Annotated in this window: 25 protein-coding genes; 7 read left to right on the top strand and 18 right to left on the bottom strand. The window is 71.7% G+C overall.

Annotated features, from left to right (window positions below):
- Positions 1-92: 92 nt before the first annotated feature.
- On the top strand, positions 93-623 hold the full coding sequence (locus ABEA93_RS05700) for a hypothetical protein (protein WP_345674170.1): 531 nt from the start codon (positions 93-95) through the stop codon (positions 621-623).
- Here the strand turns inward: ABEA93_RS05700 and ABEA93_RS05695 are convergent.
- The 6 genes from ABEA93_RS05695 to ABEA93_RS05670 all read right to left on the bottom strand — a co-directional run bounded on the left by ABEA93_RS05695 (position 548) and on the right by ABEA93_RS05670 (position 6,290).
- Positions 548-1,225: a hypothetical protein gene (locus tag ABEA93_RS05695; protein WP_345674169.1), complete on the bottom strand. Its 678-nt coding sequence runs from the start codon at positions 1,223-1,225 to the stop codon at positions 548-550. The two genes, ABEA93_RS05700 and ABEA93_RS05695, sit on opposite strands and share 76 nt — an antisense overlap.
- Complete coding sequence (locus ABEA93_RS05690; RefSeq protein WP_345674168.1) at positions 1,216-1,770, bottom strand: RNA polymerase sigma factor; 555 nt, start codon at positions 1,768-1,770, stop codon at positions 1,216-1,218. Before ABEA93_RS05690 ends, ABEA93_RS05695 begins: the two co-directional genes overlap by 10 nt.
- Positions 1,771-1,908: 138 nt before the next feature.
- Positions 1,909-2,514, bottom strand: a complete 606-nt coding sequence (locus ABEA93_RS05685; RefSeq protein ID WP_345674167.1) for a hypothetical protein — start codon at positions 2,512-2,514, stop codon at positions 1,909-1,911.
- A 69-nt stretch (positions 2,515-2,583) separates the two neighbouring features.
- Complete coding sequence (locus tag ABEA93_RS05680; protein WP_345674166.1) at positions 2,584-3,294, bottom strand: GntR family transcriptional regulator; 711 nt, start codon at positions 3,292-3,294, stop codon at positions 2,584-2,586.
- A gap of 259 nt (positions 3,295-3,553) precedes the next feature.
- Positions 3,554-4,906, bottom strand: coding sequence for an aspartate aminotransferase family protein (locus tag ABEA93_RS05675; protein WP_345674165.1), 1,353 nt, complete (start codon positions 4,904-4,906; stop codon positions 3,554-3,556).
- Positions 4,907-5,006: 100 nt separating this feature from the next.
- Positions 5,007-6,290 (bottom strand): adenylosuccinate synthase, encoded by a 1,284-nt coding sequence (locus ABEA93_RS05670; RefSeq protein WP_345674164.1) that lies wholly within the window; start codon positions 6,288-6,290, stop codon positions 5,007-5,009.
- Between the two features lie 122 nt (positions 6,291-6,412).
- Between ABEA93_RS05670 and ABEA93_RS05665 the strand changes: the two genes are divergently transcribed.
- Positions 6,413-7,390, top strand: a complete 978-nt coding sequence (locus ABEA93_RS05665; RefSeq protein WP_345674163.1) for a diacylglycerol kinase family protein — start codon at positions 6,413-6,415, stop codon at positions 7,388-7,390.
- A 64-nt stretch (positions 7,391-7,454) separates the two neighbouring features.
- On the opposite strand, the gene ABEA93_RS05660 is transcribed toward ABEA93_RS05665, so the two are convergent.
- Entirely contained in the window at positions 7,455-7,868 is a 414-nt protein-coding gene (locus ABEA93_RS05660; RefSeq protein ID WP_345674162.1) for a DUF3151 domain-containing protein, read from the bottom strand.
- 98 nt (positions 7,869-7,966) lie between these two features.
- On the opposite strand from ABEA93_RS05660, the gene ABEA93_RS05655 reads away from it, so the two are divergent.
- Positions 7,967-8,206, top strand: coding sequence for a hypothetical protein (locus tag ABEA93_RS05655; RefSeq protein WP_345674161.1), 240 nt, complete (start codon positions 7,967-7,969; stop codon positions 8,204-8,206).
- A gap of 114 nt (positions 8,207-8,320) precedes the next feature.
- On the opposite strand, the gene fbaA is transcribed toward ABEA93_RS05655, so the two are convergent.
- Both fbaA and ABEA93_RS05645 read right to left on the bottom strand, forming a co-directional pair.
- The gene (gene fbaA / locus ABEA93_RS05650; protein ID WP_345674160.1) at positions 8,321-9,343 is read right to left on the bottom strand and encodes a class II fructose-bisphosphate aldolase; all 1,023 of its coding nucleotides are present in this window, start codon (positions 9,341-9,343) and stop codon (positions 8,321-8,323) included.
- A gap of 206 nt (positions 9,344-9,549) precedes the next feature.
- Complete coding sequence (locus ABEA93_RS05645) at positions 9,550-10,923, bottom strand: FAD-dependent oxidoreductase (protein ID WP_345674159.1); 1,374 nt, start codon at positions 10,921-10,923, stop codon at positions 9,550-9,552.
- Positions 10,924-11,075: 152 nt separating this feature from the next.
- Here ABEA93_RS05645 and ABEA93_RS05640 point away from each other — a divergent pair, with 152 nt between their 5' ends.
- Positions 11,076-11,777, top strand: coding sequence for a DedA family protein (locus ABEA93_RS05640; RefSeq protein WP_345674158.1), 702 nt, complete (start codon positions 11,076-11,078; stop codon positions 11,775-11,777).
- 137 nt (positions 11,778-11,914) lie between these two features.
- Here the strand turns inward: ABEA93_RS05640 and ABEA93_RS05635 are convergent, their stop codons facing one another.
- The 5 genes from ABEA93_RS05635 to ABEA93_RS05615 all read right to left on the bottom strand — a co-directional run bounded on the left by ABEA93_RS05635 (position 11,915) and on the right by ABEA93_RS05615 (position 16,252).
- Entirely contained in the window at positions 11,915-13,159 is a 1,245-nt protein-coding gene (locus ABEA93_RS05635) for an LPXTG cell wall anchor domain-containing protein (protein WP_345674157.1), read from the bottom strand.
- A 405-nt stretch (positions 13,160-13,564) separates the two neighbouring features.
- Positions 13,565-14,104: an orotate phosphoribosyltransferase gene (pyrE, locus tag ABEA93_RS05630; RefSeq protein WP_345674156.1), complete on the bottom strand. Its 540-nt coding sequence runs from the start codon at positions 14,102-14,104 to the stop codon at positions 13,565-13,567.
- Positions 14,101-14,766 (bottom strand): SRPBCC family protein, encoded by a 666-nt coding sequence (locus ABEA93_RS05625; protein ID WP_345674155.1) that lies wholly within the window; start codon positions 14,764-14,766, stop codon positions 14,101-14,103. Before ABEA93_RS05625 ends, pyrE begins: the two co-directional genes overlap by 4 nt.
- A gap of 101 nt (positions 14,767-14,867) precedes the next feature.
- Positions 14,868-15,758, bottom strand: coding sequence for a hypothetical protein (locus ABEA93_RS05620; RefSeq protein ID WP_345674154.1), 891 nt, complete (start codon positions 15,756-15,758; stop codon positions 14,868-14,870).
- On the bottom strand, positions 15,755-16,252 hold the full coding sequence (locus ABEA93_RS05615) for a DUF2617 family protein (protein ID WP_345674153.1): 498 nt from the start codon (positions 16,250-16,252) through the stop codon (positions 15,755-15,757). Before ABEA93_RS05615 ends, ABEA93_RS05620 begins: the two co-directional genes overlap by 4 nt.
- Positions 16,253-16,543: 291 nt before the next feature.
- Between ABEA93_RS05615 and ABEA93_RS05610 the strand changes: the two genes are divergently transcribed.
- Positions 16,544-17,713, top strand: coding sequence for a pyridoxal phosphate-dependent aminotransferase (locus ABEA93_RS05610; RefSeq protein ID WP_345674152.1), 1,170 nt, complete (start codon positions 16,544-16,546; stop codon positions 17,711-17,713).
- 105 nt (positions 17,714-17,818) lie between these two features.
- Positions 17,819-18,001, top strand: a complete 183-nt coding sequence (locus ABEA93_RS05605; protein ID WP_345674151.1) for a hypothetical protein — start codon at positions 17,819-17,821, stop codon at positions 17,999-18,001.
- Positions 18,002-18,120: 119 nt separating this feature from the next.
- Here ABEA93_RS05605 and ABEA93_RS05600 read toward each other — a convergent pair whose 3' ends face one another.
- Both ABEA93_RS05600 and ABEA93_RS05595 read right to left on the bottom strand, forming a co-directional pair.
- On the bottom strand, positions 18,121-18,603 hold the full coding sequence (locus ABEA93_RS05600; protein ID WP_345674150.1) for a type III secretion system chaperone family protein: 483 nt from the start codon (positions 18,601-18,603) through the stop codon (positions 18,121-18,123).
- A 131-nt stretch (positions 18,604-18,734) separates the two neighbouring features.
- Positions 18,735-19,817, bottom strand: coding sequence for an RNA ligase (ATP) (locus ABEA93_RS05595; RefSeq protein WP_345674149.1), 1,083 nt, complete (start codon positions 19,815-19,817; stop codon positions 18,735-18,737).
- A 70-nt stretch (positions 19,818-19,887) separates the two neighbouring features.
- Here ABEA93_RS05595 and ABEA93_RS05590 point away from each other — a divergent pair, with 70 nt between their 5' ends.
- Positions 19,888-20,253 (top strand): cupin domain-containing protein, encoded by a 366-nt coding sequence (locus tag ABEA93_RS05590; protein WP_345674148.1) that lies wholly within the window; start codon positions 19,888-19,890, stop codon positions 20,251-20,253.
- Between the two features lie 39 nt (positions 20,254-20,292).
- Here the strand turns inward: ABEA93_RS05590 and ABEA93_RS05585 are convergent, their stop codons facing one another.
- Positions 20,293-21,624: a hypothetical protein gene (locus ABEA93_RS05585; RefSeq protein ID WP_345674147.1), complete on the bottom strand. Its 1,332-nt coding sequence runs from the start codon at positions 21,622-21,624 to the stop codon at positions 20,293-20,295.
- 143 nt (positions 21,625-21,767) lie between these two features.
- Positions 21,768-22,313 carry a SigE family RNA polymerase sigma factor gene (locus tag ABEA93_RS05580; protein WP_345674146.1) on the bottom strand — a complete coding sequence of 182 codons (546 nt, stop codon included), beginning with the start codon at positions 22,311-22,313 and terminating at the stop codon, positions 21,768-21,770.
- Between the last annotated feature and the right edge of the window lie 16 nt (positions 22,314-22,329).

Here is a 22,329-nt window from a genome sequence, read left to right as displayed (position 1 = left end):
TAGCATGCGCCTTCGTATGGACGTCCGGGGGCCCGTCGAAATCGCCGTGGCCGTAATCCCGGGTCCGGGTGGGATACACGATCGGAGTGCACATGATCGGCAAACGAATAGCGGCCGCGGCCGGCGCCACGGCGCTCGCCGGAGCCCTGCTCGGCGGTACGGCGACGGCCCAGGCGGCGCCCGCCGAGGCGGGCCGGCACTGCGTCTACTCGGCGGACACGCAGAAGACCACGTGTTATGCCACGTTCACCGAGCTGACCGCGTCGCTGACCGGGGGGAAGGTGACCAACGCACCGGCGCAGCCGAACACGGCCGCCGTCGAGGACCTTTCCGCGAACGCGATCGGTTCGACGGTCCACGCGATTCTCTACCAGGACACGAATAACACCGGGAATTCTTTCGTGCTGGTGAGCAGTGCGGGCTGCGGAAGCTATCACTGGGTAAACCTGACCGCATTCAACGACAGGGTGAGCGCCGCCTGGGTCGAGAACATGTGCGGGATCCGCATCTGGGACGGCTCGAACCTGACCTCGGACCGGGCCGGCTACTACGAGTTGCTTTCCCCGGGCGGAAACGTGCCGCTGTGGATCAACGACAAGGCTTCGTCCGTCGAATTCTGGTGACCGGCCGGCCGTTGGCCCGCGGCGTCGCCCCGGGCCAACGGCGCCAGCCCCGCGGCCCTGCAGAAGTCCGGTCCCGCGGGAAACACCGCCGCGAAACCCTCCGAGACGCAGGTGACGAGCGGCGGCACGCTCTGCGGCCGGGCCGCTCTCGGCGGGATGCTGTACGGCGGCGAGCTGCTCAGCAGGCCGAGCCGCCACAGCTCCGTGCACTGCTGCGCCGCGTCCACGGCTCCGTGCTCGCCGGTGCCGCTCGCGTACGCCCCGTGGAACGGGTCGGCCGCCACCTCGGTGTCCGCGTAACAGCGCACCGCATTGGTGTCACCCGGCGTCGTCGGCCCCGGGAGCACGCCCCCGATCGCCACACCGGTCGACGCCGCGACGCACACCGTCAGCGGGATCAGCCACCCGCGCCTCGACCTCGGGATCAGGGACCGGCGCGGTGTCGGCCCGACCCCTGTACGGGTCGACACCACGCCGGGGCGCGAGACGAGGATGTCCTCGAGGGTGTAGCGCGCGCGGTCGGGGAGTTCTCCGGAATCGGGGGGCACCGGGGCAGGGTCGTTCGGTTGCATCAGCGCGCGGACCTCGTCGGTCAGACGCATCGCTCCTCCAAACCCAATCGGGCCGGGACAACCCGTTCCGGGGTGTCCTCGGCTGCCTTGTCCTGGCATTCGAGTGCCGCGCGCAGCCGGCGTTTGGCGCGGTACAGGCGTGCGGTGAACGCCGGTACCGAGCAGTCCATGACGCGCGCCGCGGTGGCGACGTCCAGGCCTTCCCAGCCGATCAGCGCGAGCACTTCGCGGTCGGTGCCCCCCAGGCTCTGCCACGCGGCCAGCACCAGGCCGCGCGCCGCCACACCGTCGGCCAGATCGCGGACCGGCAGGTCGGGTTCGACCATCAGCCGGGCCTCGAGTATCTGGCCTCGGTTCTGTGCGCGCAGGTGGTTCAGCACGACGCCGCGGCCGACTCCGTAGAGCCACGGCAGAGGGTCCAGCCGCGGCACGGTCTCCCAGCGCCGCCACGCAATCAGGAAGACCTCGGCCGCGACGTCGTGTGCGGCATCGGGGCCGACGCGGCGCCAGGCGTAACGGAACACGGCGTTGTAGTGCTCCCGGAACACGTCCCGGAACGCCTCGTCCCGCCCCACCTGCACCCCCTGCCCCCAATACCGTCGCCTGTCTATGTCCGGATGCCTGCGGTTCTTTGCAGGCCGCGCCGAACTTTTTTCCGGGCTTTCCGCGGACGCCCCTGAGGCGGGGGGGCGAAGCGGGCGATATCGGCCCGGTCAGGCGAAGACGATCATCGAGCCTTGGTGCACGCTGAGTTGCGCGGCCCGGTAGAGGACGGCCCACACATGCCGCTCGCGGGCGTACGGCGACGCGTCGTAGGCCGGCGCCGGCATCGGCGGGTCGAGCAGGTCCACGCCGATGTACGGCGCGAGGTCTTCGAGTTCGCGCAGCATCCCCAGGCTCGACCCGAGCGGTCCGCCGTCCTCGGGCAGCGGCTCGTCGTTGAGCGGGCGCGGGAAATCGATCGGCAGGTAGGCGCCCGCGTGGTCGAAGTGCCACACCAAGTGGGAGTGCTGCGCGGCCGCTTCGAATGTTTCCAGGAGGTGGTCGTAGTCCTCGCCGAGGGCGGCCACCGGGGTCACCGGGAAGCCGGTGCGGTGCAGCAGGTAGGCGCGGCGCAGGTAGTGCAGGGACTCGTGGTCGAACGCGCCGACCGTGCAGACGCCTTTGTCCAGGCCCTCCGTCCACGTGTAGACCGGCACCGGCGGAAGCCCACCCGCCGTCAGGACCGCGTCGTAGGCCGCGAGTTCGTCCTTGAAGGGGTTCTCCGGGCTGTGGCACAGCACGTCGACGAGCGGTACGAGCCAGACGTCACAGTCCACAGCGGGGCTCCCGGGGCCTCGGAGGCGCGCCGGAACGGCGCGCGTCGGGGGATCTACGCGGTGGACAACCTAGCCCAGGTCCCCTTCGCCCTCGCCGACCAGGCGGCGGGCGAACGGCCGCAGCTCGGCGAGGTTGTCGCGCATGACCGCCTGGGCGCCCTCGGCGTCCCGCGCGACCATGCGTTCGACCAGGTCGCGGTGTCGCCGCCACGCGTCGGCAGGGGCGATCGCGGCGCGCATATAAGGGCCCAGATACATCCAGGTCTGCACCCGCAGGGCGCGCAGCATGCCTTCCAGACGGCCGTTGCCGCACAGCCTGCCGATGTCCCCGTTGAACTGCCGGTCGAGCGCCGCGGTTTCCGCCGGGTCGCCGTGCCAGCGGGCGTTGTCCAGGCGGTCCGCCAGCCGCAGCAGCCCCGGGCCGGCTTCCTCGGGGAACGTGCGGGCGATGCGGCCGACGAGCGGGACGCCGATGAGCTTGCGGGCCTCCACGATCTCGGTGAAGTCGGCCCACGTGTACCGGGCGACCTGGAAGCCGCGGTGGTGGCCGCCGGTGAACAGGCCGTGCGCGGCCAGGTGGATGAGCGCCTCGCGGACGGGCGTCGCGGACACGCCGAAGCGGCGTGCCGCGTCGTTGACGGTCAGCGACGCGCCCGCGGGCAGGCGCCCGGTGACCAAGTCGTCGCTGAGTGCCTCGGCGATCTCCTCGCGCAGGCTGATGCGGCGAACCGCGCCCGCGAACGAGATGCCGGTGAACACGTTGGATTCGGCCGGCTGCACGTCGGTCTCTTTCCACCCGGCCGCCGATGCCCCCGCACCGGCGGGCATCCCCCATCCGATCCGCTCGATCATATGAAGGGATGTCCGGTTTGCGCACCGGGCGGACGGCAAAAATCCGCCAAGACGGCCGGAGCTGCGAAACTCCTGCGGCGAACCCACCGCCGAACTCACCATGCCGCGCCGGACCGCGGGCACGCGAAACCGCGCCCGCTCCCCCGTATGCCGGTACTCGGGGAGCGGACGCGGTCCGTTTCGCGGCTCAGACGCAGAACGCGTCGGCGACCGTGAGCGCCTCGTCGAGGATCGCGAGGCCTTCCTTGACCTCGGCCTCGGTGGAGTTGCACGGCGGAACGACGTGCGTGCGGTTCATGTTGACGAACGGCCACAGGCCGCGCGCCTTGCACGCCGCGGCGAAGTCGTTCATCGCCTTCGCGTCCGCGCCGGCCGCGTTGTACGGCACCAGCGGCTCGCGGGTCTCCTTGTTCTTGACCAGCTCGACGGCCCAGAACACGCCGAGGCCGCGGACCTCGCCGACGGACGGGTGGCGTTCGGCCAACGCGCGCAGCTCGGGGCCGATGACCGTCTCGCCGAGCCACTTGGCGTTCTCGACGATCTTCTCGTCGCGCATCGCGTTGATCGTCGCGACCGCGGCGGCGCACGCCAGCGGGTGGCCGGAGTAGGTCAGGCCGCCCGGGTAGGGGCGCTCGCGGAAGGTCTCGTAGATGCGGTCGGAGATGACCACGCCGCCCAGCGGGACGTAACCGGAGTTGACGCCCTTCGCGAAGGTGATCAGGTCCGGGGTGATGCCCCAGTTGTCGACCGCGAACCAGGCGCCGGTGCGGCCGAAGCCGGCCATGACCTCGTCGGCGATGAGGATGATGCCGTACTTGTCGCACAGGGCGCGCACGCCGGCGAGGTAGCCGGCCGGCGGCACGAGGATGCCGGCGGTGCCGACGACGGTCTCCAGGACGATCGCGGCGACCGTGGCCGGGCCCTCGAAGACGATGGTGTTCTCGAGGTGCGCCAGCGCGCGCTCGCACTCCTGCGCCTCGTCGGCGGCGTGGAACGCGGAGCGGTAGGCGTACGGGCCCCAGAAGTGCACGATGCCGGACACGCCGGTCTCGTTCGGCCAGCGGCGCGGGTCGCCGGTCAGCGCGATCGCGTTGGCCGTGGCGCCGTGGTACGAGCGGTACGTCGACAGCACCTTCTGGCGGCCGGTGTGCAGGCGCGCCATGCGGATCGCGTTCTCGTTGGCCTCGGCGCCGCCGTTGGTGAAGAACACCCGGTTGAGGTCGCCCGGGGCCAGCTCGGCGATGAGGCGGGCCGCCTCGCTGCGCGCGTCGTTCGCGAACGCGGGCTGGATCATGCAGAGCTTGTCGGCCTGCTCCTTGATCGCCGCGACGACCTTGGGGTGCTGGTGGCCGATGTTGCTGTTCACGAGCTGGGACGCGAAGTCGAGGTACTTGTTGCCCTCGTAGTCCCAGAAGTAGGCGCCCTCGGCCCCGGCGACCGGCAGCGGCGCGATGAGCCCCTGCGCGGACCAGGAGTGGAAGACGTGCGCACGGTCTGCTTCGTACACGGCCTTGCCGGCCGCCGGGTCCACAGTGGTCATGCGCACAGCCTAAGGAGGCGACAAGGCACCCGAAACCGGCACAGTGGCAGCCGTTGCCCCCCAGGGCCGACAGGGTGTCAGCCCCGGGGGTGCACACGTGTCAGAGGAACGAGCGCAGCGAGATCGTCTGGTCGCGGCCCGGGCCGACGCCGATCGCGGAGATCGGCGCGCCGGACATGTCCTCCAGCGCCTTGACGTACGCCTGCGCGTTCTTCGGCAGGTCGTCGAACGTCTTTGCCCGGGTGAGGTCTTCGCTCCAGCCCGGGAGCATCTCGTAGACCGGCTTCGCGTGGTGGAAGTCGGTCTGCGACATCGGCATCTCGTCGTAGCGCTTGCCGTCGATCTCGTAGGCGACGCACACCGGGATCTGCTCCCAGCCGGTCAGCACGTCCAGCTTGGTGAGGAAGAAGTCCGTGAGGCCGTTCACCCGGGTGGCATAGCGGGCGATCACCGCGTCGAACCAGCCGCAGCGCCGGTCGCGGCCGGTGGTCACCCCGCGCTCGTGGCCGATGGCGCGCAGCTTCTCGCCGTCCTCGTCGAGCAGCTCGGTCGGGAACGGGCCCGAGCCGACGCGGGTCGTGTAGGCCTTGAGGATGCCGATGACCCGGCTGATCTTGGTCGGGCCGATGCCGGACCCGGCGCACGCGCCGCCCGAGGTCGGGTTGGACGACGTGACGAACGGATACGTGCCGTGGTCGACGTCCAGGAGCGTGCCCTGGCCGCCTTCCAGCAGGACGACCTTGTCTTCGTCGAGGGCCTTGTTCAGGATGTACGTCGTGTCGGCGACGTAGTCCCGGAGCGCCTCGGCGTACTCCAGGTACTCCTCGACGATGGCTTCCACCGACAGTTCGCGCCGGTTGAACATCTTGACCAGCATCTGGTTCTTGTCGTGGAGGGCGCTCTCCACCTTCTGCCGGAGGATCCCGGGGTCGAAGAGGTCCTGGACGCGGATGCCGACACGGTTGATCTTGTCCGCGTACGCCGGGCCGATACCGCGCCCGGTGGTGCCGATCTTGCGCTTGCCGAGGAACCGTTCCGTCACCTTGTCGAGCGTCCGGTGGTACGGCGTGATGAGATGCGCGTTGCCGGAGATCAGCAGCTTCGACGTGTCGACGTCGCGGTCCTGCAGGGTGCGGATCTCCTGGAGCAGCACACCGGGGTCGACCACGACTCCGTTGCCGATGACCGGGGTGCACCCCGGCGTGAGGATGCCGGAGGGCAGAAGGTGCAGCGCGTACTTCTGGTCCCCGATCACCACCGTGTGGCCGGCGTTGTTGCCGCCCTGGTAGCGGACCACGTAGTCGACGGAACCGCCGAGCAGGTCGGTGGCCTTCCCCTTGCCCTCGTCTCCCCATTGGGCACCGACGAGTACGAGTGCGGGCATGAGGCGTACACCCCTTCCTGGCGGGGCATGTTTGTTCACGGGAGCCCCGGAAAGTCCAAGCCCCTTGACGCCTGTGCGCAAGGGGCTCTTGCGGGGAGAGGTTACCTGAGGAAGGACGACCGGTGTCGGCCGAGCGCGCGCTGCTCGTGATCACGGACCCTGCGGCACGCTCGGCGGACGGCGAGTCGGTCCGGGTCGCGCTGGACGTTTTGCGGGCCGCGGCACCCGCCAAGATCGTCGTCCCCTCCGATGCCGCGGAGCTGGAAAGGGCCCTGGTCCGGCGTGGCCGGCGGCGTGTCGTGCTGGTCGGCGGCGACGGCGGGATGCACGCCGTGGTGCGTGTCCTGGAGCGGCACGGAGAACTCTCCGGGACCCCCCTGGGCGTCGTCCCGGTCGACACGCGCCCGGGCGCGTCGGGAGGCGGCCATCTGGCCCGTGCGCTGGGCCTTCCGGCGGAAGCCGCCAAGGCGGCCCGGGTCGCGCTCGGCGACCGGGAGCGGTGCCTGGACCTCCTGACGGACGATCTCGGCGGCGTCGCGCTGCGCTCGGTGCGGATCGGCGAAGGGGTCCGCGCGACTCGCACGGCGGCCCCCGCGGGCGCGGTCGCGCGGCGGGCGCTGCGGTCGATCTGGGACCGCGCGGCGCACAGCATGTCGGCGGCCGTCGGGCCGACCGGGCAGCGGCTGCGGATCGAGGCGGACGGCCGGGTCATCGTCGACGTGGACCGCCCGGTGTTCGCGGTGCACGTCGGATGTGACGATTGCGACAGTTCGGCGGGGTCCGCAGCGGGCGGCGCGAACGGCGACGGCGGGATGCCACCCGCGGCCGCGCAGGAACGGTTGACCACGATCACGCCGGGCACCGCCGCGGTGTCGGTGACCGGCTCCCCCGGTGCCGGACGCTTCGGGCTGCCCGCGCAGACCCGCGGCGCGGACGAGACCCCGACCCGGCGCTTGCATGTCCGGGCCCGGGAGATCACCGTGTGCGGGCCGGACTTCACCTACGAGGCGGACACCCTGACCACCGGCCCGGTGCGGCTGCGCACGTGGACCGTGCGGCCGGCGGCATGGCGCTTGTACGTGCCGGAGCCGCCGGCCTGACGCCGGACGCCGCGCGGCGGCGCGGATCCGCGTGAACCGGCGGCCGGCCGCGGCCGGCCGCCGGTCAGCCCTGCAGCGCGTCCGCCGCCGTCGGGCTGCTCTCCCGCAGGAACAGCGTGCAGCGGACCTCTTCCTCCTCTTCGCCGATCGCCCCGGCGGCCCGGGCCAGCGCGTGCAGCGCGGTGAGGAAGCCGCGGTTGGGCTCGTGCTCCCACGGGACGGGGCCGTGGCCGCGCCAGCCCGCGCGGCGCAGGGCGTCGAGGCCGCGGTGGTAGCCGGTGCGGGCGTAGGCGTAGGACTCGACGGGGTGGCCCGCGGCGAACGCGCGGTCCGCGAGCGCGGCCCACGCGGCGGACGAGGCCGGGTACTTCGCGGCCACGTCGACGGGATCGGCGCCGCCGTCGAGGAGTTCGTTCGCGGGGTCCTCGGGCAGCAGTGTGGGGTCGGGGCCGCCGAACAGGTTCTGGTCGATCGTCATGGCCCCATCCTGCCTTGTCGCCGGGCATCGGCCGGAGCGCTATGGTCTTCCCCTTGTGGACGGCCGTCGGCCGTCTCCCGGGGGACCCAGGGGGATCCATGGACACGCGGCACCGCCGCACCCGCGTCGCGACCGTGCTCGCCGCGCTCGTCGTGACCGTCGGCCTGGCCTCGGCGTCGGGTTGCTCGGACGGCAGTTCGGGCGCCAAGGGCGACGACCGGAAGCCGGCCGCGGGCGAGCACCCGGCCGGGAGTACGGCGCCGAACGTCCAGCCCGCGCACCGGGATCTGCGGAAGCCGCCGTTGGCGCCGCAGCGTCTGCCCTGGCAGCGCGGCTAGTTCACGGCCGTTTCGGCCCATGCGTGCGAACGCGGACCGGCCCGGCACCCTCGGAGGGTGCCGGGCCGGTCCGTGCTTCCGACCGTTATCCGATCATGCGATCCGCGACCGGGTTCACTTCATGCGGGTGCCGGCGGAACGCAGGTCCTGGCAGGCGACGATGACGCGCTCGGCCATCGACGTCTCGGCGGCCTTGCCGTAGGAACGCGGGTCGTACTGCTTCTTGTTGCCGACCTCGCCGTCGACCTTCAGCACGCCGTCGTAGTTGCGGAACATGTGCTCCGCGATCGGGCGGGTGAAGGCGTACTGCGTGTCGGTGTCGACGTTCATCTTGACGACGCCGTAGTCGACGGCCTCGCGGATCTCTTCGAGCAGCGAGCCGGAACCGCCGTGGAACACCAGGTCGAACGGCTTGTCCTGGCCGTACTTGGCGGCGACCGCGTCCTGGATGTCCTTGAGGATCGACGGGCGCAGGACGACGTTGCCCGGCTTGTAGACGCCGTGCACGTTGCCGAAGGTCGCGGCCAGCATGTAGCGGCCCTTTTCGCCCAGGCCGATGGCCTCGACGGTCTTCAGCGCGTCCTCGGGGGTCGTGTAGAGCTTGTCGTTGATCTCGTTGTCGACGCCGTCTTCCTCGCCGCCGACGACACCGATCTCCAGCTCCATGACGATGCGCGCGGCGGCGCACTTGGCGATCAGCTCCTGCGCGATCGCCAGGTTCTCGTCGAGCGGCACGGCCGAGCCGTCCCACATGTGCGACTGGAAGAGCGGGTCCTGGCCCTTCTTCACCCGCTCGGCGGAGATGTCGATCAGCGGACGCATGAAGCCGTCCAGCTTGTCCTTCGGGCAGTGGTCGGTGTGCAGCGCGACGTTGACCGCGTACTTCTCGGCGACGACCTTCGCGTACTCGGCGAAGGCGACCGAGCCGACGACCATGTCCTTGACGGTGGTGCCGGAGAGGAACTCCGCACCACCGGTGGACACCTGGATGATGCCGTCGCTCTCCGCCTCGGCGAAGCCGCGCAGGGCGGCGTTCAGGGTCTGGGACGAGGTCACGTTGATCGCCGGGTAGGCGAATCGGCCGGCCTTCGCCCGGTCGAGCATCTCGGCGTAGACCTCGGGAGTTGCGATGGGCATGCGTTAGCTCCTTGTGAACGAGCCTGCGGCGGATATGAGGGTTTCGACACGGATGGCCGTATCACCGCTGCCGCCCATCCTGGCAGACCCGCCCCGGCACCTACACCCACCCGTCGGCCCCGCGCCACCTCCGATTGCCGCCCGGGGCGCTCCGCCGCCAACCGGACGGCCCACCCGACGGACGACCCGACGACCAACTGGGCGGCCTACTGGGCGACCTTCTGCGCGGCTTTGCGGGCGGCGACGAGGATCGGGTCCCAGACCGGCGAGAACGGCGGCGCGTATCCGAGGTCGAGCGCGGTGAGGTCTTCGACGGTCATGCGTGCGGTGAGGGCGACCGCCGCGACGTCGATGCGCTTGGCGGCGCCGTCCCGGCCGACGATCTGGACGCCGAGCAGCCGCCCGCTGGCGCGTTCGGCGAGCATCTTGACGGTCATCTTGTCGGCGCCCGGGTAGTAGCCGGCCCGGCCGGTGGACTCGATGGTGGCGGTCTCGTACACGAAGCCCGCCGCGTCGGCGTCCTTCTCGCGCAGCCCGGTGCGGGCGATCTCCAGGTCGCACACTTTGCTGATGGCGGTGCCGACGATGCCGGGGAACGTGGCGTACTCGCCGCCGATGTTCATGCCGACGACGCGTCCTTGCTTGTTGGCGTGCGTGCCGAGGGCGGCGTGCTGGAAGCGGCCGGACACCAGGTTGAGCACCTCGACGCAGTCGCCGGCCGCCCAGATGCCGTCGTGCCGGGGGTCCCGGCCCCAGACGCGCATGCGCAGGTCGGTGCGGATGCCGCCGCTGTCGCCGAGTGGAAGCCCGGCATCGCGGGCCAGTTCGCTCGCGGGGCGGACGCCGGTGCCGAGCACGACGAGGTCGGCGGGGTGGGTCCCGTCGGCGGTGACGACGGCGCGCACCCATCCGTCCGGGCCGGTCTCCACGCCTTGGACGTCGGCGCCGGCGACCACGTCGATGCCCATCGCTTCCATCTGCTCGTGCACGAGGACGCCCATGTCGGGGTCGAGCGTGGACATCGGCTGGGCGCCGCGGTCGAGCACCACGACGTCCAGGCCGCGTTCCTTCATGGCCTCGGCCATTTCGATGCCGATGTAGCCGCCGCCGATGACGACCGCCCGGCGCCGGTGCGGGGCGAGGCCGTCGATGAGGGCGCGGCCGTCGTCGAGGGTCTGGACGCCGAAGACGCCGTCCGCGTCGATACCCGGCACCGGCGGGCGCTTGGGCGACGCGCCGGTGGCGACGACGAGCTGGTCGAAGCCGATGCGGGCGGCCTCGCCGGTGGCGGTGTCGCGGACCGCGACCTCGCGCTTGTCGAGGTCGATGCCTTCGGCCTCGGTGCCCAGCCGCACGTCGAGGCCGCGGGCGCGGTGCACTTCGGGGGCGCGGGCGATGAGCGCGTCGGGCCCGTCCACCAAGCCGCCGACCCAGTACGGGATTCCGCACGCCGAGTAGGAGGTGTAGGGGCCGCGTTCCAGCACGACGATCTCCAGGTCGCCGGCGCCGCGCCTGCGGCGGGCCTGCGAGGCCGCGCTCGTTCCCGCGGCGTCGCCGCCGATGACCACCAGTCGTTCCATACCGGCACTCCTCCCGAAGATCTTTCCCTCGACTTTTAAGTCTCTTTACCTACCCTTGACCAGGGCGAATTCCTTCATGGAGCCACCCCGACGATGCTCCCGGGGGTGCACCGGCTACCACCGGGCCCGGGAATGGCGGCTACTCTGCCCGGGTGGACTCCCTTGCTGTGAACGTGCTCGACGCCACGTCACTCATCTCGACGTTCGGACTCATCGGCATCCTCGTGATCATCTTCGCGGAGACCGGCCTCTTGGTCGGGTTCTTCTTCCCGGGTGACTCGATGCTCTTCCTCGCCGGAGTCGCCGCATCCAGCTCGGCCGAGAAAATCGTCGGCACGAGCCTGTCGCTGCCCGCGATGCTCATCGGCGCACCGCTGTGCGCGATCGCCGGCGCCCAACTCGGCCACCTCATCGGCGCCAAGGCCGGGCCGAAGATGTTCAACAAGCCGAACTCGAAGCTCTTCAAGAAGGAGTACGTCGACAAGGCGGAGTACTACTTCGAGAAGTTCGGCCCGGCGAAGGCCGTCGTCCTGGCCCGCTTCATCCCCATCGTGCGCACGTTCCTCAACCCGGTCGCCGGCGTCCTGGAGATGCCTGCGAAGAAGTTCTTCGTCTGGAACGTGGTCGGCGGCGTCATCTGGACGGTCGGCATCATCCTGGCCGGCTACTTCCTCGGCGACGCGATCGGCGACAGCATCGACAAGTACCTGCTGCCCGGCATCGCGCTGATCGTGGTGATCTCGCTGCTGCCGATCATCATCGAGGTCATCCGCGACCGGAAGGCGAAGAAGCGCGGCGAAGGCCCGCCGGCCGCCGAGCAGGCCGAGCGCCCGGTCAGCCACCGCGCCCGCTGACCCCTCGGCCCGCGCCTCCGCAATTCCGCACGTCACAGCCCGTTCAACCACAGCGCCCCCGGCCGGAGTTCCGGCCGGGGGCGCTGTGTCGTCCACGGTCACCGCGCCTTCGGGCGTCCCGAGGCACGGCGGTGCGGTCAGGCCGCGGTGCCCGCCTTGCGGCGGCGCATCACGACGAGCAGGCCGGCCCCGCCGACCAGCGCGGCACCGCCCGCGACGGCCCACGTGGTGGCGCTGCTGTCGTTGCCGCCGGTCGCGGCAAGCTGCTGACCTGCCTTGGGCTTGCCGGGGATCTTCTTCGGCGGCTTCGGAAGCACGACGTCGCCGGGGACGGGGCGCTCCTGGCCGGCGGCGACGAGGTTGAAGACGTAGTAGTCGCTGTACGAGAGGTAGTCCTGCTCGGATTCACCGGCACCGAGGCCGATGACCAGGCCCACCGTCTGGCCGAGCGGAGCGTCCTTCGAGAAGGCGACCCGCAGGTTCAGCGTGATTTCCTGACCTGGTGCCATGTCGAACCCGGTCCAGGCGTTCGGGTCTTCGGGATCCTGGACGCCGAACCACCCGGACACGACGTTCGACCCGGGGTCGTCATCCGCGCCGGGGCCTTCGAACAAATGGACCTTGCCCCACGTCGTCGAACCGAGCCCCTGGGCCTGGAGGTCCACCTGCGATGCGCGGAGCGGCGCTCCGCCGGCGGCGCTCGTCAGGGACACCGACGGCGTGAACCCGATGGCTTCCCCTGTGGTGTTCTTCAGGGTCACGCGGAACTCGGCGGGCTGGGCACCGACGACGATGTTCCCCGGCAGACCGCTGAACGCGACCGCCGGGCCGTTCCCCTTCCAGGAGTTCGGCTGGACCACGGCGGAGCCGGGGTTGGCCGGCTGCGTCGGCAACGAGGGGTCGACGGTCGGGGGCTTCGGCGAATTCCCCGCGGCGGCCTTCAGCGCAAAGTCGAACGTCGCGGGCCGGGCCGGGCTGTTGCCCCAGTTCAGCGGCGTCTGCGAAGCGGGCGACGTGCCCAGCCGGGCCTGCATGCTCCGGCCGGGGACATCCGCGGTGAACGCCAGACGCAGCTTGATCGTCCAACTGGTGCCGGGCTTCGTCAGGCGCGCCGTGCCCCAGTCCAGCGTGTTAGACGTGATCGGCGCCCCGGAGTCGGGCGAGTACCGGGAGGCGACCCACTTGCTCGTCTTCTCGTCGTAGTACTCGAGCTTCACCTGCTCGGGCTTCAACGTGAAGACCGGACCCGTGGTCGAGTCGAGAAAGAGTTCGGACGTGAACAGGATGTCCTGATCGCTGGAGTTGGTGAGCACCGCGTTGAATTCGACCGGCGCGGCACCGGCAACGATTTGCTTCGGCGCACCGGTAAAGGCGTCACTCACCGGCGGAGTGGAAATCGGATCGGCCGCCGACACACTCGGCGCGGCAAAGACCGCCGGGGCGGCGAGAAGCGGAGTCGCGGTCAGAAGAGCCGCGACAGCGGTGGCAGCAAGGCTGCGACGCATGGAAGACCTCATGATGGGCCGGGGACAGGCTGAAGCATCGGGAGGCGGGGCGCGACGGCAGCACGAAAAGTCCTGCACCCCCACAGGTGGCCGTCCCCCCGATGAAAAATGGCCAGAAGAAAATCTTATCGGATGGTTGGCGCCGCGCAATGAGAAATTCGGAGCGTGCCCGCGGAATTACGCATTCGACCGGACCGAAAAGAAAGAAAGTCGACACAGCGACGCCCGCCATGCCGACTTTCGGTATTTTTTTGGGCTATTTGCCCGTTTTTTGCGCGCCGGTCAGCCCAGGTCGAGGTCGGCCAGCGTGTAGGCCGTGATGTACGGCAGGCCGGCCTCGGCGATGGCCGGGGCGGCGCCGCGTTCGACGATGACGGCGACGCCGACGACCTCGGCGCCCGCCTCGCGCAGCGCCTCGACGGCGGTGAGGACCGAGCCGCCGGTGGTGGAGGTGTCCTCGACGGCGAGGACGCGGCGGCCGGCCACGTCCGGGCCCTCGATGCGGCGCTGGAGGCCGTGCGCCTTGCCGGTCTTGCGGACCACGAAGGCGTCGAGCTTGCGGCCCTGCGCCGCGGCGGCGTGCAGCATGGCGGCGGCGACCGGGTCGGCGCCGAGCGTGAGCCCGCCGACCGCCTCGAAGTCCAGGTCCGCGGCGGCGTCCAGCATCACGCGGCCGACGAGCGGCGCGGCCTCGGCGTCGAGGGTGACGCGCCGCAGGTCGACGTAGTAGTCGGCTTCCTTGCCGGAAGACAGCGTGACGCGGCCGTGCACGACGGCCTTGTCCTTGATCTGGGCGAGCAGCGCAGCACGGTCGGAACTCATGCGGAAGAGCGTAGGCCCTGCGATCGGCGGCGCAGCACGCGGACGAGCAGCAGCACCACCAAGGCCGCGAGTGCCGGGCGGGCGAAGCGCCGCAGGCCCGGGCGCGGCGGCTCGGGTTCGGCCGCGGCGACGACCACCGGACGGGGTTCGGCGGCCGCGCGGGGCGCGGCCTGCCGGGCCGGGACCGTGTCGGGCGTCTCCTGGTCGCGCACCGGGGCGAGTTCCTCGGCGAGCGCGGACGCGAACCGGTCGGCGACCCGGCGCAGCGCGGCGGCGAGCTGCGCGGGCGGGAGTTCGGCGGTGCGGCCCTGGGCGGTGAGCGAGCCGTCGAAGACGAGCTTGGTGTCGGTGCCGGCGTCGTCCAGGCGGATGGTCAGCAGGGCCTTGACCGGGGCTTCCCCGCGCGCCTCGATGCCTTCGGCGGTGATCGCGACGGCCAGCGGCAGGTCTTCGGCTTCGGTGACCGACGCCGAGCCGCGGTAGGTGATGGTGGTGCTGCCGGCCCGCAGCCTCAGCCGCCCGGTCAGGGCGGCGCCGTCGCCGGTCTTGCGCGGCGGCGCGTCGTCGGACCAGCCCGGCACGCAGTCGGCGAGCCTGGCCGGGTCGTGGAACACGCTCCAGACCAGCCGGACCGGGATCGGCACCACGACCTCGTAAACCATCGGTTCGTCGGCCTCCTCCGCGCGCGGGCACAGCGTGCGCGCCCCGCGGGACCCCAGGCGGGGAAGCACATCTGTGCGATATCTGCGATATCAGAGGCAGCCTACGCACCAGTACTACAGGAGTACGAGCACTTCGCCGCGTCGGCTTTGCGCGTCGCGGCGGCGGGCGCCGGTCCGTAGGCGGCGACGGCGGCGAGCACCAGCAGCGCGGCGCCGACCAGGGCGCACACCCGGGCGCGGGCCCGGGCGCCGAGGTCGGCGCGGAACAGCCACAGCACCACACCGGTGCCGACGAGCGCATTCGTGCCGCCGACGACGGCCGTGGTGCCGGTCTGGCCGAGTGCGGGCAGCAGCAGAAACGGGAACAGTAGTCCGCCCGCGAGCGCGCCGACGTAGTCGGCGGCGAAGAGGTCGGCCACCGCGTGCCCGGCGTCCTGGCGGCGGATCCGCTGGACGAGCGTCATCAGCAGCGGGATCTCCGCGCCGACGAGCATGCCGGTGGCGAGGCACACCGCGATCATCGCGGGCCGGTACAGCCCCGGACCCTGCGCGGCGGCGTGCACGACCGGGACGGACGTGCCCCCGACCACCGCGAGCGCGGCCTCGACGTGCGCGAACGCCTCGGCGGGCCGGGCGTGGAACGGCTTGGCGGCGAGCGCGCCGAGGCCCATCGCGAAGACCATGACGGACAGCACGACCGAGGTCTCGGCCACCGGATCGGCCCGGAGCTGGCCGCCCAAGGCGACGAGTGCGAGTTCGTAGACGAGGCCGCACGCCGAGCACACGAGCACGGCGGCGAGCACCACCCAGCGCGCGACCGAGGGCGGCAGCGGCAAGTCGGTCGCGGGTTCGGGTTCGGGTTCAGGTTCGGAGGGCGCGGGGCGGACGGCCGTGTCCGGACCGGGCGGCGCGTCCGCGGCCTCGCGGCGGTGCCGGCCCGTCGGGCGGACGGATGTGCCGGGGGCTTCGGGCCCGGTCGCGGGGGCGCTCACGCCGCGCGGCTGCGAGTGCTGACGATGCGCCCTTCCTGGGGGTACGTGTGCCAGGTCGACCAGCGCAGCACGCCGTCGCGGCGGTCCGCGACTATCGCGGTGACCGCGTCCGGGAAGCCCGGGTAGGCGCCGATGAGGCCGCCGGGATGCGCGTCGACCTCGGCGACCAGCTCGCGCACCCGCGCGCTGAACCGGTCGCGCGGCAGGTGTTCGGCGAGCGACGTGAATTCGTAGTCCCAGCCGTCGACGCTCTGCGCGGCCCGGGCGGGCAACGGAGTGCGGGCCTCGCCGAGGCACGCGACCGTCTCCGAGCACAGGCCCGCGGGCGCGCGCACCAGCACTTGGTGCGAGGCGCCGAGCAGGCGCAGCTCGAGGTGAGCGTCGCCGAGGTCGAGGGTGCGGACCGCCAGCGGGTGCAGCGGGCGCAGGCCCAGGAACCAGCCGAGGGCGTCGGCGCGGGTGTCGGAGTACGTGGTCCTTAATTCGGCATGCATCGCTTACGCACAGGGGCTGACGGGGCGGATGGGGCTGCGGGCCGCGAACGGGGCGGCCGACCCGGGCGGTGTGAGGCGCCCGCGGCCGGGCCGTGGCTTCGGGCCCGGGAAGCTCGTTTCACGGTAGGGGCTGGCCGCGTACCCGTCGTCACCCTTGACGGTGAAAGATGTTCACTCGTGCGGGTGACACCTTTCGCCCCGGACCGGACCTGACCGGAATAACGCCGAAGCGGGCCCGGAACCGGACGACCGCCAGGAACAACCACCAGGAAGACAGGAAGAGGTGCCTCCGTGGGCCGACCGCTGTTGAACCGACGTCTGGACGGGCTCGGCACGACGATCTTCGCCGAAATGTCCGCGCTCGCCGCCGCCACCGGCTCCATCAACCTCGGCCAGGGCTTCCCCGACACCGACGGCCCGGACGCGGTCCGCGAACTGGCCGTCGAAGCCCTGCGCGGCGGCTACAACCAGTACGCGCCCGGGCCCGGCTACCCCGACCTGCGCCAGGCGATCGCCGAACACCGGCGGCGCTTCTACGGCCAGACGTTCGACCCGGACACCGAAGTCCTCGTCACCACGGGCGCCACCGAGGCCATCGCCGCCGCCCTGCTCGCCCTCGTCGAGCCGGGCGACGAAGTCGTCGCGCTCGAACCGTTCTACGACTCGTACGCCGCCTGCATCGCGATGGCCGGCGGCGTCCGCGTCGGCGTCCCGCTGCGCCCGCCCGCGTTCGGCCTGGACGTGGACGCGCTGCGCGCCGCGATCACCCCGCGCACCCGCGTCCTCATGATCAACACCCCGCACAACCCCACCGGCGCCGTCCTCACCCGCGCGGAACTCACCGCGGTCGCCGAACTCGCCGTCGCCCACGACCTGCTGGTCATCACCGACGAGGTCTACGAACACCTGGTGTTCGAAGGCGAGCACATCCCCCTCGCCACCCTGCCCGGCATGCGGGAGCGCACGGTCACCATCAGCTCGGCGGGCAAGACGTTCTCCTTCACCGGCTGGAAGATCGGCTGGGTGTGCGCGTCGCCCGAACTGGTCGCCGCGGTCCGCACCACCAAGCAGTTCCTGACCTACGTGTCCGGCGGCCCGTTCCAGCCCGCGGTGGCCGCGGCCCTGCGCCTGCCCGACGCCTACTTCGCCGAGTTCACCGCGGACATGCGCACCAAGCGGGACATCCTGGCGGCCGGCCTGGAGGCCGCGGGGCTGACCGTCTACCGCCCGCGCGGCACGTACTTCGTCACCACCGACATCACCCCGCTCGGCTTCGACGACGGCCTCGACTTCTGCCGCCGGCTGCCCGAACTGTGCGGCGTGGTCGCGGTTCCGGAGAAGGTCTTCTTCGACGACACGGAGGAGTCGCAGAAGATCGGCCGCCCGCTCGTGCGGTTCGCTTTCTGCAAGCGGGAGTCCGTGCTGACCGAGGCCGCCGAACGCCTCGCGACGCTGCGCTGACCGCGTTTCCGAAACTCACGGAAAAACTCTCCGGGCGGGGCGCAACCCCGCCCGGGGGCGGACGTCTGTACGAGTGAGAGCACGGTCACCGCGGAGTCGCGCCCGGTGGCGGGCCGCACCGCGGCCTTCCGCGCATGGGAGGTGGGCTGCGGCGGCGGCACGACGTTCACCACGCGGGTCTGGTGGATCGCCGACCTGCCGCTGACGGTGAACACCGACGGCCTCGACGCCCGCTACGACGCCGCGGTCGAAGCCCTGGTGGCGTCACTCCGCGTCACCGACGACTGACCGCCCCGCCCGAGAGCCCGGCGAACGGCTCGGCAAAGCCCCGCAGCACCTGTCGAACGGCCTGCGGACGCACCGCGGCCCCGGCGCTCGGCCGCGCCGGGGCCGCGGACTGCGCGCGGTCAGGCCTCCGGGGTCTCCGCCGGAGGGAGCTGCGCGTTGAGCCACTGGTTGAACGAGATGCACGTGCTGATCCAGGCACGCGTGGTGAAGACGAACAGCTCGCGGTTGATGCCGGGCTCCAGGTCGAGCTGGGACTCGGCGATGATGCGCAGCCGGCCGTCGTCGTGGACGTGGGTGTAGGCCTTGGGCCAGAAGTACTGGCGGTGCCAGTCGTCCAGGATCTCCAGCACCCGGGGCTTGTCCGTCACGTCGAACTCGCGGTCGAGGAACATCCGGATCGTGTAGATCTCGGACTTCTCGCCCTTGAGCATGAAGTAGATCCGGAAGCCCTCCCACGGCGCGCCGATATCGCCCTCTTCGTCGACGAAGTGGTTGACCTCCAGTTCGGTCAGCACCTGCTTGATCAGCTCCTGGCTCGGCCGGATGACCGGGGCCGCGGGCACGAAGTTGGCACTCGGGATCGAGGACGGGTCGATGCTCATGTCTTCCTCTGTCTTCCTCTGCTGACGTCTCACGGCCATCCTCCCCCATGTCGGGACGCACCGTGAGTCCGCTCACACGCCGTCACCGGGCGTTGCCCGGACGTGCACGGGCCGCCCCAGCCGGGCGCGGCTCACTCGTACTCGGTGCCGCCCTTGCGGGTGAGGTAGGCGTCGGACACCAGCTTGCCGATCGCCCGCGAGCCGGTGACGTCGCTGCGCCGCTCGCGGGCGGGCCGCACCACGACGCCTTCGCGCAGGTGCGCGGCGGTCCCGGACACCGTCTCGCGGCCGTCCGCGAGCGCGACCAGGGCCGCCTCGTCGTACGGCCCGGCATACAGCCGCGGCACGGTCGGCAGGCGGACCGACAGGCCGGCCAGGACGCCCGCGAGGTCCTCGGCGTCGACCCAGCGCACCGCGCCGGTCGCGTCGGAGAACGACACGTCGAACACGGCGTAGCCGGGCAGCTCCGCGGTGGCCTTGGCACCGTAGGCGAGGTCTTGGACGCCCTGCCCGTAGACCTCGCCGAAGATCCCGACGCGCTCCGCGCCGAAGATCGCCGCGAGCTTGGCCGCGGCCTCCGGAACCCGGTGGCCGAGGACCGCCCGCCAGTACAGGTTCTTCTCGTCGCGTTTGAGCGCGAGGTTCTTCGCACCGAAGCCCTTGGACGAGACGAACTCGCCGTCCGCGGTGCGCGTGTACAGGCAGGCCGTGCCGTGGATCTTCTCGGTGGCGACCACCGGCTCGCCCGCGGCGAAGATGCCGGGGTAGCGCTTGATGTTCTCGATGTCGATCCACGGCAGCAGGTCGGCGGCGGACTCGACGTCGCCGCTCATGTGCACGGGGATTGGCGGCGCCCACTTGACGATGCCGAGTTCGGCGGCGAAGTCGCGCCCTTCGGCGTGCGCGGCGGCCAGGTCCACACCGTCGAGGGCACGCGGCCGGCAGACGATGCCCTGGGAGAGTTCGCCGCGCAGCCGGATCGCCTTGACCCGGTTGTGCGCCGACCCGGCGAGCTTGCCGGTGAGGCCGAGTTCGTCGACGAGCGGGTCCGGGAGCACGGACTGCTCGGGTATGTAGACGGCCCAATCGCCGTCCCGGTACTGCCCCTTGGCCACGACAGCCCGGTAGAGGCCGACCTGCGCGAGCTCCAGCGCGTCGGCGTTCGGATGGGTGTGCACGGTCAGCCGCTCCGCGGTGACCTTCAGTGTGGACATGCCCGCAGGGTGACACCCGGACAGAGCACCCAGCCAACGGTTTTCCCCGGCTTCGGGTGAAGATGGCGGCATGCCGAAATTCATCGAGAAGCCGACGGTCGTCGAGGCCGCGGGCAACATTCCGAAGGTCATCCGCGAGTACGTCGGCCGGGTCAACACCGGCGAGGGGGGCGTGAGCATCGCCCACATGTCCTCGCCGGGCGGCTGGGAAGAACCGGGGCAGACGCCCGAGTTCGACGAGTACACGGTGGTGCTGCGCGGCGTGCTGACCGTCGAGTACGCGGGCGGCGTCCAGGAGGTCGCCGCCGGGCAGGGGATCCACACCAAAGCGGGCGAATGGGTCCGCTACAGCACGCGGGGCGAGGACGGCGCCGACTACATCGCGGTGTGCCTGCCGGGCTTCGCCCCGGAGACGGTGCACCGGGACGGGGACTGAGGGCCGCGGAGGTACGGGCGCCTCAGGTCTCCACCCCCGTCACCGGCCGGGGGTGGTCACCTGCGGCAGCGTCGCCCAGGCCGGATCGGCGGCCAGGTCGCGGAGCTGCTCCGGCGTCAGGATCGGGGACAGCCGGGTCGGGGCGAGCGCCTCCGCCGACGAGCCGACCAGCCGCACACTGACGACCATGCCGTCCGCGCGCTGTGCCTCGGTCAGCCAGACGCGGCAGGTGCCCGCCTTGTCGTTGGGCACCTCCATGACGTTCACCCGCGTCCCGTCCGGACGCATCGACGTCGTGCACGAAATCGCGTGGGAAGCGCATGTGAGGGCGGGGCCCCCGAATTGCCCCTCCCGCACATTGACCCCCAGGAACGACCAGCCCTTGCCGTCGTCGACCTGGAGCGCGACGTAGCCCGGCTGCCGGTACTCGTCCGTCGTGGCGAGCGTCTGCGGGAGCCGGGACCGCAGCAGCTTCAGCATCGCGCCGGCGTCGGCGTCCAGGTTCACGGTACGCGCGTCGGCGGACGTCGACTGCGCCACGTACGCGGCGGCGGACTGCCACACCGGGTCCTGCGCCATGGCGGCGACCTGCTCCGCGGACACGACGAGTTTCGGCGCGGACTTTCCGTCCGGGCTCTGTCCGGCGGCGACCGCGGCGACCACGACCGACGAGCCGTCCTCCCGGACGAACTCGGCGCTGACGTGGCGGCCGTTCTTCGCGGCGGGCCCGGCGGTCACGGCACTGCGCCGGACGATCAGCGTCCCGCCGGGCAGCGCGGTGGCCTCGCACGCCATGCCCGGCTCGGCCCGTTCCGGCGCACACATCCGGGTCCCGGCGGCCCTGGCGAGGGACACCCGCACCAGGCTCGCGCCGTCGGCGTTGCCGTAGAGCAGTTCCGCCCAGCCTCCGGCGTAGTACGAGGTGGGGTCCTGCTGTGTCCCGCGGCCGATGCCCGCGGTCGCCGTGCCGTCGGAAGGCAGCACGCTCTTCAGCGTCGCGACCAACTGGTCCGCGGTCATCGGACCGGGCCCGGCAGCCGTCGACGGGGGCGCGGCCGACCCCTGGGACGCCACCGAAACCGGCGGGTCGTCGCCCAAGCCGCCGACCCCGCCCAGCGCGTACGCACCGCCGCCGATCAGCGCCACCACCGCCGCGGCGGCCGCGCCGGCCCGCAGGTTCCGGTTCCGCCGCAGGCGCCGTCCGCGGGTCCAGCCGCGCCCCGCCAGGTCGACCCCGACCGGCGGAAACGCCTCGGCCGCGCCGCGCAGCGCGCCCGGCAGCAGGGCCGCGAACTCCCGGTCCTCGGCACTCTCCACCGGGTCGGCGGGGTCACCGGGCACCGGTTCGCCTCGCGTGCGGGGATCGGACATGCACAGTCACCGTCTTCCGGTCCGAAGGTCGGGTGGTTCGGGTCGTCTGCCCAGCGCGGGTACAAGGCGAGGCAGATCTGGGCAGATCCGGGCAGATCACAGCGGATCCAGGCGGATCAGGGCAGGGCGGGTCGTGCGGCCGTTCACCGCCGGGCAAGCTCCGGCAGCTGGTCGCCCAGCAGGGCCCGGAGCCGCCGCAGCGCGCGCAGCGACTGCACGCGTACCGCGGGCGCGGTCATGTCCAGCGCCCGGGCCGCCTCCTCGACGGAGCGGTCCTCCCAGTACCGCAGCACGAGCACCGCGCGGTCACGGGCGGAGAGCCGCGCGAGGCCGTCGAGCAGCGCCATGCGCAGGCCGGGGTCGTCGGCTTCGTAGCCGCCTTCCGGCATGTCCCCGGTCGGCAGCTCGCCGGAGCTGCGTTTGCGGCGGTAGGACAGGAACGTCCGCATGAGGATCGCGTCGGCGTAGGCGTTCGGCGAGTCCGCCGTGCTGACCCGGCGCCACGAGACGTAGACCTTGCCGAGGGTCTCCTGCACGAGGTCTTCCGCGAGATGCCAGTCGCCGGTCAGCAGGCAGGCCATCCGCATCATCGACGGGCCGCGCGCGGCCGCGAACTCCAGGTAGTCCGCGTCCGCGGCGGCACGCCGCTCCTGCCGGGACGGCGTGGGGTATTGCGGCTCGTCCGCCATGGGCCTCCCCCGCTGT

Origin of the sequence: Yinghuangia aomiensis (genome assembly GCF_039542225.1) — a bacterium.
Classification (GTDB): domain Bacteria; phylum Actinomycetota; class Actinomycetes; order Streptomycetales; family Streptomycetaceae; genus Yinghuangia; species Yinghuangia aomiensis.
The sequence above is the reverse complement of the archived record's forward strand: the minus strand, read 5'-3'. Positions and strand labels throughout refer to the sequence as shown.